Source organism: Actinosynnema sp. CA-299493 (genome assembly GCF_050946825.1).
In the GTDB taxonomy this organism is placed as follows: Bacteria; Actinomycetota; Actinomycetes; order Mycobacteriales; family Pseudonocardiaceae; genus Actinosynnema.
This window is the reverse complement of sequence record NZ_CP191993.1, coordinates 2,441,030-2,455,854: the sequence shown is the minus strand read 5'-3', so window position 1 is coordinate 2,455,854 and position 14,825 is coordinate 2,441,030. Positions and strand designations below refer to the sequence as shown.

At 71.5% G+C, this 14,825-nt stretch carries 15 protein-coding genes; 6 read left to right on the top strand and 9 right to left on the bottom strand.

Annotated elements, in window-relative coordinates; translation table 11 throughout:
• Nucleotides 1–15: 15 nt before the first annotated feature.
• The gene (locus ACQPYE_RS11790; RefSeq protein WP_498721142.1) at nucleotides 16–1,131 is read right to left on the bottom strand and encodes a hypothetical protein; all 1,116 of its coding nucleotides are present in this window, start codon (nucleotides 1,129–1,131) and stop codon (nucleotides 16–18) included.
• Nucleotides 1,132–1,177: 46 nt separating this feature from the next.
• On the opposite strand from ACQPYE_RS11790, the gene pnuC reads away from it, so the two are divergent.
• Nucleotides 1,178–1,813 carry a nicotinamide riboside transporter PnuC gene (gene pnuC / locus ACQPYE_RS11785; RefSeq protein WP_498721141.1) on the top strand — a complete coding sequence of 212 codons (636 nt, stop codon included), beginning with the start codon at nucleotides 1,178–1,180 and terminating at the stop codon, nucleotides 1,811–1,813.
• Entirely contained in the window at nucleotides 1,810–2,916 is a 1,107-nt protein-coding gene (locus tag ACQPYE_RS11780; RefSeq protein WP_498721140.1) for an AAA family ATPase, read from the top strand. Before pnuC ends, ACQPYE_RS11780 begins: the two co-directional genes overlap by 4 nt.
• On the opposite strand, the gene ACQPYE_RS11775 is transcribed toward ACQPYE_RS11780, so the two are convergent.
• Entirely contained in the window at nucleotides 2,887–3,513 is a 627-nt protein-coding gene (locus ACQPYE_RS11775; RefSeq protein ID WP_498722885.1) for a nitroreductase family protein, read from the bottom strand. The two genes, ACQPYE_RS11780 and ACQPYE_RS11775, sit on opposite strands and share 30 nt — an antisense overlap.
• A 172-nt stretch (nucleotides 3,514–3,685) precedes the next feature.
• Between ACQPYE_RS11775 and ACQPYE_RS11770 the strand changes: the two genes are divergently transcribed.
• Nucleotides 3,686–5,146 (top strand): YibE/F family protein, encoded by a 1,461-nt coding sequence (locus ACQPYE_RS11770; protein ID WP_498721139.1) that lies wholly within the window; start codon nucleotides 3,686–3,688, stop codon nucleotides 5,144–5,146.
• Here ACQPYE_RS11770 and ACQPYE_RS11765 read toward each other — a convergent pair.
• Entirely contained in the window at nucleotides 5,073–5,435 is a 363-nt protein-coding gene (locus ACQPYE_RS11765; RefSeq protein WP_498721138.1) for a DUF1304 domain-containing protein, read from the bottom strand. The genes ACQPYE_RS11770 and ACQPYE_RS11765 overlap by 74 nt on opposite strands.
• Before the next feature lie 51 nt (nucleotides 5,436–5,486).
• Between ACQPYE_RS11765 and ACQPYE_RS11760 the strand changes: the two genes are divergently transcribed.
• Nucleotides 5,487–5,798, top strand: a complete 312-nt coding sequence (locus ACQPYE_RS11760; protein WP_498721137.1) for a hypothetical protein — start codon at nucleotides 5,487–5,489, stop codon at nucleotides 5,796–5,798.
• Between the two features lie 7 nt (nucleotides 5,799–5,805).
• Complete coding sequence (locus ACQPYE_RS11755) at nucleotides 5,806–6,669, top strand: spermidine synthase (protein ID WP_498721136.1); 864 nt, start codon at nucleotides 5,806–5,808, stop codon at nucleotides 6,667–6,669.
• 544 nt (nucleotides 6,670–7,213) lie between these two features.
• On the opposite strand, the gene ACQPYE_RS11750 is transcribed toward ACQPYE_RS11755, so the two are convergent.
• Genes ACQPYE_RS11750 through ACQPYE_RS11740 form a run of 3 tightly spaced genes read right to left on the bottom strand, consistent with a single transcriptional unit; the run spans nucleotide 7,214 to nucleotide 9,816 of the window.
• Nucleotides 7,214–7,843, bottom strand: coding sequence for a hypothetical protein (locus ACQPYE_RS11750; RefSeq protein WP_498721135.1), 630 nt, complete (start codon nucleotides 7,841–7,843; stop codon nucleotides 7,214–7,216).
• Entirely contained in the window at nucleotides 7,840–9,105 is a 1,266-nt protein-coding gene (gene hisS / locus ACQPYE_RS11745) for a histidine--tRNA ligase (protein ID WP_498721134.1), read from the bottom strand. Before hisS ends, ACQPYE_RS11750 begins: the two co-directional genes overlap by 4 nt.
• 6 nt (nucleotides 9,106–9,111) lie before the next feature.
• A complete protein-coding gene (locus ACQPYE_RS11740; RefSeq protein ID WP_498721133.1) occupies nucleotides 9,112–9,816 on the bottom strand; it encodes an MBL fold metallo-hydrolase in 705 nt (234 codons plus the stop codon).
• 145 nt (nucleotides 9,817–9,961) lie between these two features.
• Between ACQPYE_RS11740 and ACQPYE_RS11735 the strand changes: the two genes are divergently transcribed.
• On the top strand, nucleotides 9,962–10,822 hold the full coding sequence (locus ACQPYE_RS11735; RefSeq protein WP_498721132.1) for a peptidylprolyl isomerase: 861 nt from the start codon (nucleotides 9,962–9,964) through the stop codon (nucleotides 10,820–10,822).
• A 551-nt stretch (nucleotides 10,823–11,373) separates the two neighbouring features.
• On the opposite strand, the gene ACQPYE_RS11730 is transcribed toward ACQPYE_RS11735, so the two are convergent.
• From ACQPYE_RS11730 to ACQPYE_RS11720, 3 genes are all read right to left on the bottom strand, one after another.
• Complete coding sequence (locus ACQPYE_RS11730) at nucleotides 11,374–13,674, bottom strand: RelA/SpoT family protein (protein WP_498721131.1); 2,301 nt, start codon at nucleotides 13,672–13,674, stop codon at nucleotides 11,374–11,376.
• 104 nt (nucleotides 13,675–13,778) lie between these two features.
• The gene (locus ACQPYE_RS11725; RefSeq protein WP_498721130.1) at nucleotides 13,779–13,970 is read right to left on the bottom strand and encodes a DUF397 domain-containing protein; all 192 of its coding nucleotides are present in this window, start codon (nucleotides 13,968–13,970) and stop codon (nucleotides 13,779–13,781) included.
• Complete coding sequence (locus ACQPYE_RS11720; protein WP_498722884.1) at nucleotides 13,963–14,823, bottom strand: Scr1 family TA system antitoxin-like transcriptional regulator; 861 nt, start codon at nucleotides 14,821–14,823, stop codon at nucleotides 13,963–13,965. Before ACQPYE_RS11720 ends, ACQPYE_RS11725 begins: the two co-directional genes overlap by 8 nt.
• Between the last annotated feature and the right edge of the window lie 2 nt (nucleotides 14,824–14,825).

Here is a 14,825-nt window from a genome sequence, read left to right as displayed (position 1 = left end):
ACCACCCCTCACGCCCTAGACCGCGCCCACCTCCACCACGACCCGGGTGTCGGGGTCGCGGGCGAAGCAGTTGTGGCTGACCAGGCCGTTGGCCACGAAGTCGCCGGTGCCGGTGGTGATGTCGTACAACGTCCGCGTCACGCCCAGCGACTCCACCGACACCACCACCAGGTCGGACGTCGTGGGCACCGCCATGCCCTCGACCGCGTTCCCGCGCGGTATCGCGGGACCGACCAGGTGCAGGAACCGCAACCGCTCGGCCAGCCCGCCGGTGATCCGCACCCCGCGCACCTCGACCACGTGCGGCACGCGCAGCCGCATCAACGCCAGCACCGCCGCCTCGAACACCGCGCTGTCCGAACTGGACATCACCAGCTCGCCGCCGGTCGAGCTGCCGCGCGCGTCGAACAGGCCCGCCAGGAAGCCCTTCGACCACTCCTCCCCCGGCTGGACCGGCCGGTCGAGCAGCTCGTCCTCGCGCGGCACCCCGCCGCCGGCGAACTCGCGCACGCGGCGCAGCACGTCCGGGTCGCTGGGCAGGCCGCCGCGCACCGCGCCCCACAGGTAGGCCGCGCGGTACTCCCCACCGCGGGCGGGCGGCGTGGCGAACCGGCCCGTCCCGACCAGTCGCGCGCCCTTGACCAGGAACGGCCGTTCCTCGAAGTCGTCGCACCGGCCGGGCGTGACGTGCTTCCAGCCCTCGTCGCCGAGGAACCGGTGATCACCGCCCGCCACGACCTGCGTGCCGTCGGTCAACGTGACCCGGTAGGCGGGTTTGGCGGTCTTCCAGTGCGCCTGCACGCGGGTCACCACGAACCGGCCCTTCGACGTGCCGAACACCCCCTCGCCGACGGCCAGCTCGGCGATGGGCTTGGTGCGGCCGTTCGCCAGCAGCACCGGCGTGTCACCGGTGAGGCAGTACGTGCAGCCGTGCGCGCAGCCGCGGTGGGGGTCGACCGTTCCGCCGGACGGCAGGCCGCCGCCGGGCGCCCTGGTCGGCACGGACTCGGCGTTCACCCCGGGTAACCCGACGCCGGCGAGGTCGGGAGTTCGTACGCTGCGCACCAGCCCCGGCACACCCGGCAGAGCCTGCTGCCGGTCCGCCCCGTCCTTCTGCCCGTCCCATCGCATGTCCACATTCGAACACGCGTTCGAACAACGGTCAATCGGAGTACCTGTGCTGGACGTCATCTTGTGGCCCTTCAAAACCACAGCGTTCACGTTCGCCGGCACCACCACGAGTTGGGGCGAGGTGGCCGGTTTCGTGACCGGCGCGCTCTGCGTGTGGCTGGTGGCCCGGCAGAACCCGCTCAACTGGCCGATCGGCATCCTCAACAACCTCGCCTTCCTCGTGTTGTTCGCGACCAACGACCTCTACGCGGACTCGGGCCTCCAGGTCGTCTACGTGGTGCTCGCGCTGTACGGCTGGTGGGCCTGGCTGCGCGGCGGCGTCCAGCACACCCCGCTGCCGGTCGGCCGGACCACTCGCGAGCAGTGGTGGTGGCTGCTCGTGGCCGGCGTGGCGGGCACCCTGCTGCTGGTGTGGGTGCTCACCACGTTCAGCGACTCGACCGTGCCGTGGGCGGATTCCGTGACCACCGTGCTCTCCCTGCTGGCCACGTGGGGCCAGACCCGCAAGAAGGTCGAGTGCTGGTGGCTGTGGATCGCCGCGGACGTGATCTACGTTCCTTTGTACGCCTACAAGGACCTGTGGCTGACCGCGATCCTCTACGTCGGCTTCATGGCCCTGTGCGTGCTCGGCCTGCGCAATTGGACGAAGGCGTTGCGCCAGGACGAGGCGGTGACCGCGTGACCGACTTCGACCACGCGCTGGTGCTCGGCAAGTTCTACCCCCCGCACGCCGGTCACCACCACCTCATCCGCACGGCCGCCGCGCGCAGCCGGCGCACGACCGTGACCGTGTTGGCGTCGAGCGCGGAGTCCATCCCGGTCACCGACCGGGTGTCGTGGCTGCGCGCCGAGCACGCGGGCACGCCCGGCCTCGTCGTGCTCGGCGACGTGGACGACCACGAGATGGACTTCCACAGCGACGCGGTGTGGGAACTGCACATGGGCGTGGCGCGGGCGGTGCTCGCGCGCCGGGCCATCCTGGACGGCGACCCGGCGTCGGCGGCGGTCGACGCGGTGTTCTCCAGCGAGCGGTACGGCGACGAGATGGCGAAGCGGCTGGGCGCGCGGCACGTGCTGGTGGACCTCGACCGCGGCGCCGTTCCCGTGTCGGGGACGGCGGTCCGGGCCGATCCGCGCGGGCAGTGGGAGTGGCTCGGGCGGGCGACGCGGGTCGGGTTGTGCGCGCGGATCGTGGTGGTGGGAGCCGAGAGCACGGGCACGACGACGTTGTCGCGGCAGTTGGCGGAGGCGTTGGGCGCGCCGTGGGTGCCCGAGTACGGGCGGGAGCACACCGAGTCGAAGCTGGCCGCTGCCCGGGCGTTCGACCCCGGCGTGGGCGTCGAGGGTCTGGTGTGGACGGTCGGCGACTTCCAGGACGTGGCGCGCAGGCAGCAGGAGCTGGCCGACGCGGCGGTGGACGGACCGGTCCTGGTGTGCGACAACGACGCGTGGGCGGCGACCGCGTGGGGCCACCGCTACCTCGGCGCGCCGCGCGCGGACATCGCGCCGGACGCCCACCGCCCCGCCCTGTACCTGCTGACCGATCACGTCGGCGTGCCGTTCGAGCAGGACGGGTGGCGGGACGGCGAGCACCTGCGGTCGTGGATGACGGACCTGTTCCGGGTCGGGCTCGCGCGCAGGGGCGTGCCGTGGCGGTTGGTCACGGGGTCGCCGGACCAACGGCTGCGGCAGGCGCTGGCGGCGTGCGAGGAAGCGGTGGCCGCGCACTTCCGGTTCGCCGAACCGTTGTCGCCATCAGACGGTCACGACGACCTGGTCCAGTGACTTGCGGATCAGCTTCGGCACCACGCAGTCCTCGGCCGGGTAGCCGATCGGGATCACCGCGAACGCCTTCTCGTTGCGCGGGCGGCCCAGCACGTCGCCGAGGAACTTCATCGGCGACGGCGTGTGGGTCAGCGCGGCGAGCCCGGACAGGTGCAGCGCGGTCAGCAGCATCCCGACCGCGATGCCGACCGACTCGTCCACGTAGTAGTGCTTGCGGCGACTGCCGTCGGGCTCCAGGTAGTACCGCTGCTGGAACACGACGACCAGCTCCGGCGCGTCGGTCAGGTGCGGCTTGACGTCGTCGGTGCCGAGCGGGCGCAGCGCGTCCAGCCACTCGTCGCCGAGCCTGCCCGCGTAGGAGACCCGTTCCTCGTGCTCGGCGGCCTCCCGGATGCGGCGGCGCACCGCGGGGTCCTTGACCAGCACGAACGTCCAGGGCTGCTGGTGGGCGCCACTGGGCGCGGTGGAGGCGACCTCGATGGCGTCGAGCACCACCTGGTCGGGCACGGGGTCGGTGGAGAACATGCGCACCGTGCGGCGGTCCCCCATGCGGGCGCGCAGGTCGGCGGCCGTGCGCAGGGACTCGTCGACCGGCATCCTGGCCGGCCGGTACGGGACCGGCTCGAAGGACCGGCCGTGGATGGGTGTCCAGTTCGTGGTCACGCGGGGAGCGTGGCACCGACGGGGCCGCCGTTGAAGGGTTCACCCCGAAATTCGCACTGAACTGTCCGACATGCGGACGACTGGGGTGTGCGGGCAGTATGTGCGCGTGCGCGCCAAGGACCTCATCGCCGCCCGTGGACACGGCCACGGGCACGGCCCCGTCGGGCCCGCTTCCCCACCTGTGCGGAAGCTGCTGCTGGTCCTGCTGCTGCCGCTCGTGCTCGCGACCGTGGTCGGCGCGCTGCTGCTGTACCCGTTCGGGCACGAGCAGCGCACGGGCGCGGAGGCGGGACTCGCGCAGGTGCCGGTGCGCGGCGACGTGACGGCCGTGGCGAAGGGCGGGTGCGGCCCGGACTCGGGCGAGGCCGGCGGCACGGGGTGCGTGCTGGTGACCGTGCAGATGAGCGACGGGGTGGCGGCGGGCCGGGAGGTCCGGGTCCCGGTGCCGGACCAGCCGGGCACGCCGACGTTCACCGTGGGCGACGCCGTGGTGCTGTCCTTCGGCGGCGGCAACCCGAACGACAGCACGTCGTACCAGCTGGCCGACTTCCAGCGCGGCGTGCCGTTGCTGCTGCTGGCCGTGCTGTTCGCGGCGGCCGTGCTGCTGCTGGGGCGTTGGCAGGGTTTGGCGGCGCTGGGCGCGCTGGTGTTGAGCTTCGTGGTGCTGGCGCTGTTCGTGCTGCCCGCGATCCTGGCCGGGGAGAGCCCGCTGACCGTGGCCGTGGTCGGCGCGGGGTTGATCATGTTCGTGGTGCTGTACCTGACGCACGGGCTGTCCGCGCGGACGTCCACGGCGGTGCTGGGCACGTTGGTCAGCCTGGCGTTGATCGGCGTGCTGGGCGCGGTGTTCTCGGCGTTCGCCAAGCTGACCGGGCTGGACCAGGAGACGGCGAACCTGGTCTCGCTGCTCGGGCACGGCATCGACACGCGCGGGCTGCTGCTGGCGGGCACGCTCATCGGCGCGCTCGGCGTGCTGGACGACGTGACCGTGACGCAGACCAGCTCGGTGTGGGAGCTGCGGCGGGCCAACCCGTCGCTGGGGTTCCGGGAGCTGTACGCGGCGGGGTCGCGGATCGGCCGCGACCACCTGTCGTCCGTGGTGAACACGCTGGTCATGGCATACGCGGGCGCGGCGCTGCCGTTGCTGCTGGCGTTCACGCTGTCGGGGCGCAGCCTCGGCGAGATCCTGACCGCCCAGGAGGTGGCGCAGGAGGTCGTGCGGACCCTGGTGGGCAGCATCGGGCTGGTCGCGGCGGTGCCGATCACGACCGCGCTGGCGGCGTGGGTGGCCAGTCGTGAGCCGGTGCGCGAGCCCGCGTCGGACGGGTCGGACGGGTCGGACGGGTCGGACGGGTCGGACGGGTCGGACGGGTCGGAGGACTCGGTCGAGCCGGTGCGCGAGCGGGCCGTCGCCGATCCGCTGTGGCGAAAGCACGTGCGAGGGGACCTGCGCACCGGCTACGACCCGGCCAAGGGGCCGTGGCTCCGCCCGGCTAGCGGGCCAGCAGGACCAGCAACAACGCGATCGCGGCGGGCACGGACTGGACGAAGAGGATCCGACGGCTGACCGTCGCCGCGCCGTACAGCCCCGCGACGATCACGCAGATCAGGAAGAACACGGCGAACGCGAACCCGGTCGTGCCACGCGCGATCAGGGCGAAGACCAGCCCGGCGGCCAGGAACCCGTTGTAGAGGCCCTGGTTGGCCGCGAGCACCTTCGACTCGGCGGCGAACTCGGGCGTGGTGCCGAACGCGGCACGGCCGCGCGGGGTGTTCCAGAGGAACATCTCCAGCACGACGATGTAGAGGTGGATGGCCGCGACGAGCGCGGTGAGTACGTCTGCGGCGAGCTGCACGGATGGGAACCGTACCCGCCGTGCCGCGGACCGTGCGCGGCCTCGCCGCCCGTGTCGGCCACCGGGCTGGTCCCGGGTGTGCTCGCGCTGCCGCGCATCGCCGACCCGCCGGCGCGGTTGACGCCGCCGGCGCGGGCGTTGCCGCAGGTGGTGGAGCTGCGGGGGCTGGAGGCGGTGCAACGCCGACTGGCGGAGCCGGAGACCGGGATCGCCACGTCGGGCGGGAACACCGGGCAGCTCGACGAGTCGATCCGGGCGCCGGGCGCCGCGCTCGGGCCGTCGCAGGGCGCGGCGGAGCGGCTGGGCCGGTTGGTGGACCGCCTGCCGGGCCGGAAGCGGCGCACGCAGTCGCTACCGGGATAATCATCGGGTGGGACGGATCCGGAAAGCCGACGAGACCATCAGCCGTGAGGTCGACTCGGGCATCGCGGAGCTGATCCCCGATCCCGACGTGCCGAGGGCGTGGATGCTCCGCCTGAACGGCACCCCGCAGTCCCACGTGGACCTGGACGACCCGGGGCACCTGGAGTTCGAGTACCTGCGGCGGTTGGGTCACGTGGCGGACCTCGTCGCGCCGGGCAGCGAGCCGATCCGGGCGCTGCACCTGGGCGGCGGCGCGCTCACGTTGCCCCGGTACATCGCGGTGACGCGACCGCGGTCCAGCCAGCAGGTGGTGGAGATCGACGCGGCGTTGGTCGACCTGGTGCGCGGCGTGCTGCCGCTGGACCGGAACTGGCGGCTGCGGATCCGCAACGGCGACGCGCGCGCGGTGCTGGAGAAGGCGCCCGAGGCGGCGTTCGACCTGGTGGTGACGGACGTGTTCGCCGGGTCGCGGACGCCGGCGCACCTGACGTCGGTGGAGTTCGTGGCGTTGGCGTCACGGGCGCTGCGTGCGGGTGGTGTCTACGCGGCCAACATCGGTGACGGCGGGAAGCTCGCGTTCGCCAAGGCCCAGGCCGCGACGGTCCGGGCGGTGTTCCCGCACGTGTGCGTCCTGGCGGAACCGGCGGTGTTCAAGGGCAGGCGGTTCGGCAACTTCGTGCTGGTCGGGTCGCACGTCGAGCTGCCGGTGGCGGCGTTGACCCGGTTGACGGCCGGTGATCCGTTCCCCGGCCGGGTGGAGCACGACGACTCGTTGATCCGGTTCATCGGCGGTGCGCCTCCGACGACGGACGCGACGGCCACCCAGTCCCCCGCGCCACCGAAGGGGACCTGGGGTCTGCCGGATGATTAGGTCGAACGATCAAGCCGGATGATCAGGCCGGATGATCAGGTTGATCGATCAGGCGGAGATCAAGCCGTGGGAAGTTCGTGACGGATCCACACCCGTTCCTGGTGGGCGCGGGTTGACTCCGGGGTGGAAAGAACAAAGCGTCCTCGCCGGACGGGCAGATCAGCAGGATGACGCCCTGGTGGGTGGTCATGCTGCGGGTCCGTTGTGGGTCGGGTTTCGTGTCATCCCACCGACCTCCCTACGGGCTACCACACGTATCAAGGGGGGCGGCCCCCAGTCGACGCCGTGGGCAAGCCTTCACCGGCCCCCCTTGACACGCGCGGTAGGGCGGAGCCAGGTCGGCGGGATGACACGAAGCCCTCCTGCTGGGGGAAGAAGGCGAAGGGCGGGGCGGGGCGAGGGGGGCGGGGTGAGCGGGGCGGGGTGTCGGTGGGAGGGGGTTGTGACCCGTTCGGTTGCTGACGGCGGGTCGAGTGGTCCAGGGGTGAACCGGACGACACGGGCGGGATCGGGGTGGGGATGTGAGCGGGCGGGGTCGTGGGTGTCAGGGTTGGTCGAGGGTGGAGACGAAGCGGGAGATGGCGTCGGGGTTCAGCTTCTGCGCCAGGCGGCCGGTGGGGGCCATGGAGCCCAGTTGGTAGAGGGGGCGGTCGGCGGCGGCCAGGCCGCGGGCTTCCGCGCGGAGTTGGGCGACCAGCAGTTCGGAGAAGACGAGGCCCGGGGCGTCGCCTCGGCCGGCCAGGACGTCGGCCAGCTTGCGCAGCGGGAGGATGCCCTGCTCCCGGCCGCCGGTGCCGGCGTAGATGGCCAGCGCCAGGTTGATGGCCTTGCCCCCGCCGCGCACGAACAGACCGACCGTGCGGGCGCCGCGGACGTCGGTCACCAGCAGGTCCAACTGGTCCGCGGTGTGGAGGTCCACCGAACGGGTGCCGAACGCCCGCACCGAGAGGACGTGGCCTTCCAGCCAGACTCGGCGCTTGGCCTCGGACCAGGCCAGCATGAGGAGGGGGATGGCGAAGACCGCAGCCGTGACGAGGCCGGCGGTCCGGCCCGCGAGCAGCCCCAGCAACCCGCCGAACGCGGCGGCGACGATCAGGGCGCCGATGGCGACCGTACGCGCGCGCTTGCGCACCGCCTTGGGGTCAAGCAGGTCAAGGGCAATCCGCTCGCTCACCGGCCCAACGCCTCCAGCACTGTGATCACCACGTCCGCCAGCGGCACCTCGCGCTGGTCGCCCGACGACAACTCCTTCACCTGCACGACGCCCGCCTCGATGTCGCGCTCACCCAGCACCAGGGCGAAGCGCGCGCCGGAGCGGTCGGCGCCCTTCATCGCGCCCTTCAGGCCCTTGCCGCCGTACGACAGGTCGAACCGCACACCGGCGGCGCGCAGCGGCGCGGACAGCGCGACCAGCCGCGACTTCGCCGCCTCGCCCAGCGGCACGCCGTACACGTCGCACCGGGTCACGTCACCCGGCGACACGCCCTCGGCCTGGCACGCGAGCAGCGCCCGGTCCACCCCGAGGCCGAAGCCGACGCCGGACAGCGGCTGCCCGCCGAGCTGCTCCATCAGGCCGTCGTAACGCCCGCCGCCGCCGATGCCGGACTGCGCGCCCAGCCCGTCGTGCACGAACTCGAACGTCGTCTTCGTGTAGTAGTCCAGCCCGCGCACCATCCGCGGGTTCTCCACGAACTTCACGCCCAGGTCGTTCAGGTAGCCCTTGACCTGCTCGTAGTGGGCCAGCGACTCGGCCGACAGGTTGTCCACCATCAACGGCGCGTCGGCGACCAGCTCGCGCACCTCCGGCCGCTTGTCGTCCAGCACCCGCAGCGGGTTCAGCTCGGCCCGCCGGCGCGTCTCCTCGTCCAGCGGCAGCCCGGCCAGGAACGCCTGCAACTTCTCCCGGTACTGCGGCCGGCACGTGGCGTCGCCCAGCGACGTCAGCTCCAGCCGGAACCCGGTCAGCCCCAGCGCCCGGAACCCGGCGTCGGCCACCGCGATCACCTCGGCGTCCAACGCCGGGTCGTCCACCCCGACCGCCTCGACGCCGACCTGGTGGAACTGCCGGTAGCGGCCCGCCTGGGGCTGCTCGGCGCGGAAGAACTGCCCCGCGTACGCGAGCTTCACGGGCAACTGGCCCCGGTCGAGGCCGTGCTCGATGACGGCCCGCATGACGCCCGCCGTGCCCTCGGGCCGCAGCGTGATGGACCGCCCGCCCCGGTCGGTGAACGTGTACATCTCCTTGCTGACCACGTCGGTCGACTCGCCGACGCCCCGCGCGAACAACGCGGTGTCCTCGAAGACGGGCAGCTCGACGTAGCCGTAGCCGGCGCGACGCGCCGACTCCACCAGCGTGTCGCGCACCGCCAGGAACGACGCCGAGGTGGGCGGGAAGTAGTCGGGAACGCCCTTGGGGGCGGCGAAGGGGGTCGTCACTGTTCTCTACAGTCCTCGGTGCGGTGCGGCCGGCGCGCCCGGTGAGCCCAGCTCCAGCAGGAACGGGTTGCTCACGCGCTCGCGACCGATGGTCGTCGTCGGTCCGTGGCCAGGGAGCACCACCGTGTCGTCGGCCAACGCCAGCACCTTCGTGCGCAACGACGTCAGCATCTCGCGGTGGTTGCCGCCCGGCAGGTCGGTGCGTCCGATGGAGCCGGCGAAGAGGGTGTCGCCGGACAGCACGAGCCGTCCGCCCTCCTCCGTGCCGGCGCGGAACATCACCGACCCGCCGGTATGGCCGGGTGTGTGGTCGACGGTCAGCCGGAGACCCGCCAGGTCCAGCTCGGCGCCGTCGGTCAGCTCGCGCACCTCGCGCGGCTCCCGCATCTCCAGCTTGCCGCCGAAGAACGCCGCCCGCGACTGCGCGCTCATGCCCTTGAGCGGGTCGGACAGCATCCCGCGGTCGTCGGGGTGGATCCACGCCGGGACGTCGTTGCCGTCGCAGACGGGCGCGACGGAGAACGTGTGGTCGAAGTGCCCGTGCGTCAGCAGCACCGCGACCGGCGAGAGCCGGTGCTCGCGCAACGCCTCGGTGACCGGCTCGACCGCGTCCTGGCCGGGGTCGACCACCACGCACGGCCCGCCCGCGCCCGTGGCCAGCACGAAGCAGTTGGCCTGGAGAGCGCCGGTCGGGAACCCGATCACCAGCACGGGATCACCTCTCGTCGGCAACGGATCGACAACGGATCCCTGTGGACCACGTCAAGCAGCCTATCCGGCATACACCAGTCACATACGTGCCCCCTAGACTGCTGACCGATCGTCGCCGTCGACGCAGAGATCAGGGAGGTTGCAGGTGCCGACCAACGTGCAGCGCCGCGAGCAGGCCAAGCGGAAGCTGGAACGCCAGCTCGTCCGCAGGGCGGAGCGCGCGAAGCGGCGCCGGGTGATCGCAGTCGTCGCGACGGCGGTCATCGTCGTCGTGATCGCGGGCGGTGTGTACTTCCTCGCCACGACCGACTTCAGCAGCACCGGCGACGATGCCGCCGCCGCCAGCTCGAACACCCCGGCTCCGATCGAGATCCCGACCGAGGTGAAGGCGCTCCCGACTCGCGCGACGCCCATCGCGGACCCGGCCACGTGCGAGTACCGCCCGTCGACGGAGCCCGCCTCCAAGGAGGGCACGAAGGCCCCCGAGGCGAGCGCCCCCGCGACCGGCACCGCCACCGCCACCATCACGTCCAACGTCGGCGAGCTGAAGCTGACCCTGGACCGCGCCCTCGCGCCGTGCGCCGTGAACAGCTTCGTCAGCCTGGTCAAGCAGGGCTACTACAACGGCAGCACGTGCCACCGCATCGGCACCGAGGGCCTCCAGATGCTCCAGTGCGGTGACCCGACGGGCACCGGCACCGGCGGCCCCGGCTACACGTTCGACAACGAGACCTGGCCCGAGCTGACCTACGGCCGCGGCTACCTGGCCATGGCCAACGCCGGCGGCACCGAGCCCGGCAAGGGCACGAACGGCAGCCAGTTCTTCATCGTCTACGGCGACGCCCAGCTGTCGCCCGACTACACCGTCTTCGGCAGCCTGGACGAAGCCGGCCTGAAGCTCATCGACGAGGTGGCCCGCGCGGGCCACGACGGCTCGTTCGACCCGAGCCCCGGCGGCGGCAAGCCGAACAAGGAAGTCAAGTTCGAGTCGGTCGCCGTCGCCTGACCCACCGACGAACACGCAGGGGCCCGCTACTCGGGAGAGGAGTAGCGGGCCCCTGCGTCTTCCCCGTCGACCAAGAAGGCCGACAGCCGGATACTCGCACCACCCGCTTACGTTTCACTGACGCGACTCCCCCACCACGCCCTACTCACTCACCCCGCCCCGCTCGCCCCTCTCACCCCGCTCCGCTCGCCCTGCCCGCCCTGCCTGCCCGCCCTGCCTGCCCGCTCGCCCCGCCCTTCCGCCTTCTTCCCCCGCAGAAGGGCTTCGTGTCATCCCGCCGACCTGGCTCCGCCCTACCGCGCGTGTCAAGGGGGGCCAGTGAAGGCTTGCCCGCGGCGTCGACTGGGGGCCGCCCCCCTTGATACGTGTGGTAGCCCGTAGGGAGGTCGGTGGGATGACACGAAACCCGACCCACAACGGACCCGGCACAGAACCACCCACCAGAGGGTCATCCTGCTGATCTGCCCGTCCGGCGAGGACGCTTTTCGCTCTCTCGCCCTTCCACGTTCCAGCCGGCAACGCGCCGGCTCGCGGCCAGCACCGTCAGCCGATCACGACGCCGACGTCACCCGGTACACGTCGTACACGCCCTCCACGCTCCGCACGGCCTTCAGCACGTGGCCGAGGTGCTTCGGGTCGCCCATCTCGAACGAGAACCGAGACACCGCGACCCGGTCCCGCGACGTCGTCACCGACGCCGACAGGATGTTGACCTTCTCGTCGGCCAGCACCTTCGTCACGTCCGACAGCAGCCGGTGCCGGTCCAACGCCTCGACCTGGATCGCCACCAGGAACACCGAGGACGACGACGGGGCCCACTCGACGTCCAGCAGCCGCTCGGGCGTCCTCACCAGCTCGTCCGCGTTCGTGCAGTCCGTCCGGTGCACGGACACCCCGCCACCTCGCGTCACGAACCCGAGGATGTCGTCCCCGGGCACCGGCGTGCAGCAGCGCGCGAGCTTGACCCACACGTCCGTCGCGTCCTTGACGATGACGCCCGCGTCACCGGTGACCCGCCGGCGCGCCACGGTGGACGGCGTGGACCGCTCCGCCAGCTCCTCCTCGGCGTGCTCGACGCCGCCGAGCTGCGCGACCAGCCGCTGCACGACGTGCCGGGCGGACGTGTGGCCCTCCCCCACGGCCGCGTACAACGCCGACACGTCGGGGTAGTGCAGTTCCTTCGACAGCGCGCCCATGGAATCGGCCGAGACCAGCCTCTGCAACGGGAGCCCGACGCGTCGGACCTCCTTCGCGATGGCGTCCTTGCCGACCTCGATGGCCTCTTCCTTGCGCTCCTTCGCGAACCACTGCTTGATCTTCGCCTTGGCCCTGGGCGAGGCCGCGAACGACAGCCAGTCGCGGGACGGGCCCGCGCCCTCCGCCTTCGAGGTGAAGATCTCGATGACCTCACCGTTCTCGAGCTTGCGCTCCAGCGCGACGAGCCGACCGTTCACCCTCGCGCCGATGCACCGGTGACCCACCTCGGTGTGCACGGCGTACGCGAAGTCGACCGGCGTGGACCCGGTCGGCAACGTGACCACGTCGCCCTTCGGCGTGAAGACGAAGATCTCCCGCGCGGCCAGGTCGAACCGCAGCGACTCCAGGAACTCGCCCGGGTCGGCGGCCTCGCGCTGCCAGTCGAGCAGCTGGCGCATCCAGGCCATCTCGTCGACCTCGACGCCCTTGCCGGTGTGCGTGCCGCGCGTCTCCTTGTACCGCCAGTGCGCCGCGATGCCGTACTCGGCGGTCCGGTGCATGTCGTAGGTCCGGATCTGCACTTCCAGCGGCTTGCCGTCCGGCCCGATGACCGTCGTGTGCAACGACTGGTAGACCCCGAACCGGGGCTGCGCGATGTAGTCCTTGAACCGGCCCGGCATCGGCTGCCACAGCGCGTGCACGACGCCCATCGCCGCGTAGCAGTCGCGGACCTCGTCCACCTGGATGCGCACGCCCACCAGGTCGTGGATGTCGTCGAAGTCCCGACCGCGCACGATCATCTTCTGGTGGATCGAGTAGTAGTGCTTGGGCCTGCCCTCGACCTTGGCCGTGATCTGGGCGCCCGCCAACTGCTGGGACAGCTCCGTGATCACCCCGCCGAGGTACGTGTCGCGGGACGGCGCGCGGTTGGCCACCAGGCGCACGATCTCGTCGTACTTCTTGGGCTGGAGGATCGCGAACGCCAGGTCCTCCAGCTCCCACTTGACCGTCGCCATGCCGAGGCGGTGCGCCAGCGGCGCCAGCACCTCCAGCGTCTCGCGCGCCTTGCGGGCCTGCTTCTCCGGCGGGAGGAACCGCATGGTGCGCATGTTGTGCAGCCGGTCGGCGAGCTTGATGACCAGCACCCGGGGGTCCTTGGCCATGGCGATGACCATCTTGCGGATGGTCTCCGCCTCGGCCGCCGCGCCGAGCTTGACCTTGTCGAGCTTGGTGACGCCGTCCACGAGGAGCGAGACCTCGGTGCCGAAGTCGACCCGCAGCTGGTCCAGCGAGTAGTCCGTGTCCTCCACCGTGTCGTGCAGGAGGGCGGCGACCAGGGTCGTGGTGTCCATGCCCAGCTCGGCCAGGATCGTCGCCACGGCGAGCGGGTGCGTGATGTAGGGGTCGCCGGACTTGCGCCGCTGGGGGCGGTGCTTCTCCTCCGCCACGTCGTAGGCGTGCTGGAGCAGCGCCAGGTCGGCCTTGGGGTGCAGGTCGCGGTGGACGGCCGCCAGCGGTTCGAGCACCTGTTTGACCGGCGCGGCGCGCTGGGCGGTGATCCGACGTGCCAGCCGCGCGCGCACGCGCCTCGTCGCCGACGGCGGCCGTGCGGGCACGGGCGGCGGCGTCTGGGCGGGTTCGGTGTCCTGGCTCAACCACGCTCCTCGGGTCTAGGAACCGAGGATAACTCCGTTGGAGGCCCTACCCCGGCGCCGAGCCGATGAGCGGTGCAGTTCACACGGTGAGCAGCACCTGTGATTCACCTGGACCAATCGGTCTTGAGCCCCGCGACGAACGCCGCGAACCTCTCCCTCGGGAAGCTCAGCTCCCCTCCCTCCGGCCGCTTGCTGTCTCTCACCGCAGCGGACTCAGGGGTAACCAAGAGCTCGACGCAGTCCGGGTTGGTGGAGCTGTAAGTCGACTTCCTCCACTGCCTCTGCTGGTCAGGCATATCTCGTGTCCCTCACTTCTCGGATGCGCTTCGCGGACTGCTCCGGGGTCAGCGCCAGCTCTGCCACGTCGTCCCACGCAGTGACCAGCCGCCTCACCATGCCCACATTGTCCACCGGTTTGATCCCGTCGTGGCCTTCGATGTAGATCGAGAGCGGCTCATCGGGCTCCGGGTAGTCGAGCAGGGTCAGCGCGCCGATGTGCGCGCCGTACGCACCGGCCTCGAAGGCGGCGATCTGGATCGTGATGTTGTCGCGCCGACCAGCGGTGAGGAGGTGCGTCAACTGCTCCGCCATCAGCTCACGGCTGCCGACCACGCGGTACAGCGCCGCCTCGTCGATCAGCGCGTGCAGGTGGAGCGTGTTGAACTCGCGGTAGAGCAGGCCTTGTCGATCGCGCCGCTCCGCAGCCGCCTGGGCCGTCCAGCCCTTGCCGGAGGTCAAGGCCGGGGCTCGCCGACCGAGTTCTTCGGCGTAGCCGCCGAGCTGGAGGATGCCCGGGATGAGCATCGAGTCGAGTGAACGCTCCTTGGTCGCCTCACCCTCGTCCATCCTGAACCTCAGGTACCCCGGCGAGAGCGCGGACGCGTGCTCGACCACCACCGCGTCCACGTTCGCGCGTTCCCAGAGCGCCGTGCCCTCGCCCAACTCCTCATCGGTCGCCTTGAGCACCATCATGATCGCCAGGAACGTCGGGTAGCGCGGCAGGTGGTCGCCGGACAACAGCCGGTTGACCGTGTCCTTCGACGTCTTGACCAGGTCCGCTACCTCCGCCGGCTTGAGCCCGGCCCGTTCCACGATCGGCTTGACGTGTCGGCCGAGCCTGCGCTTGGCACGTGTGGTTCCTACCGCCATGA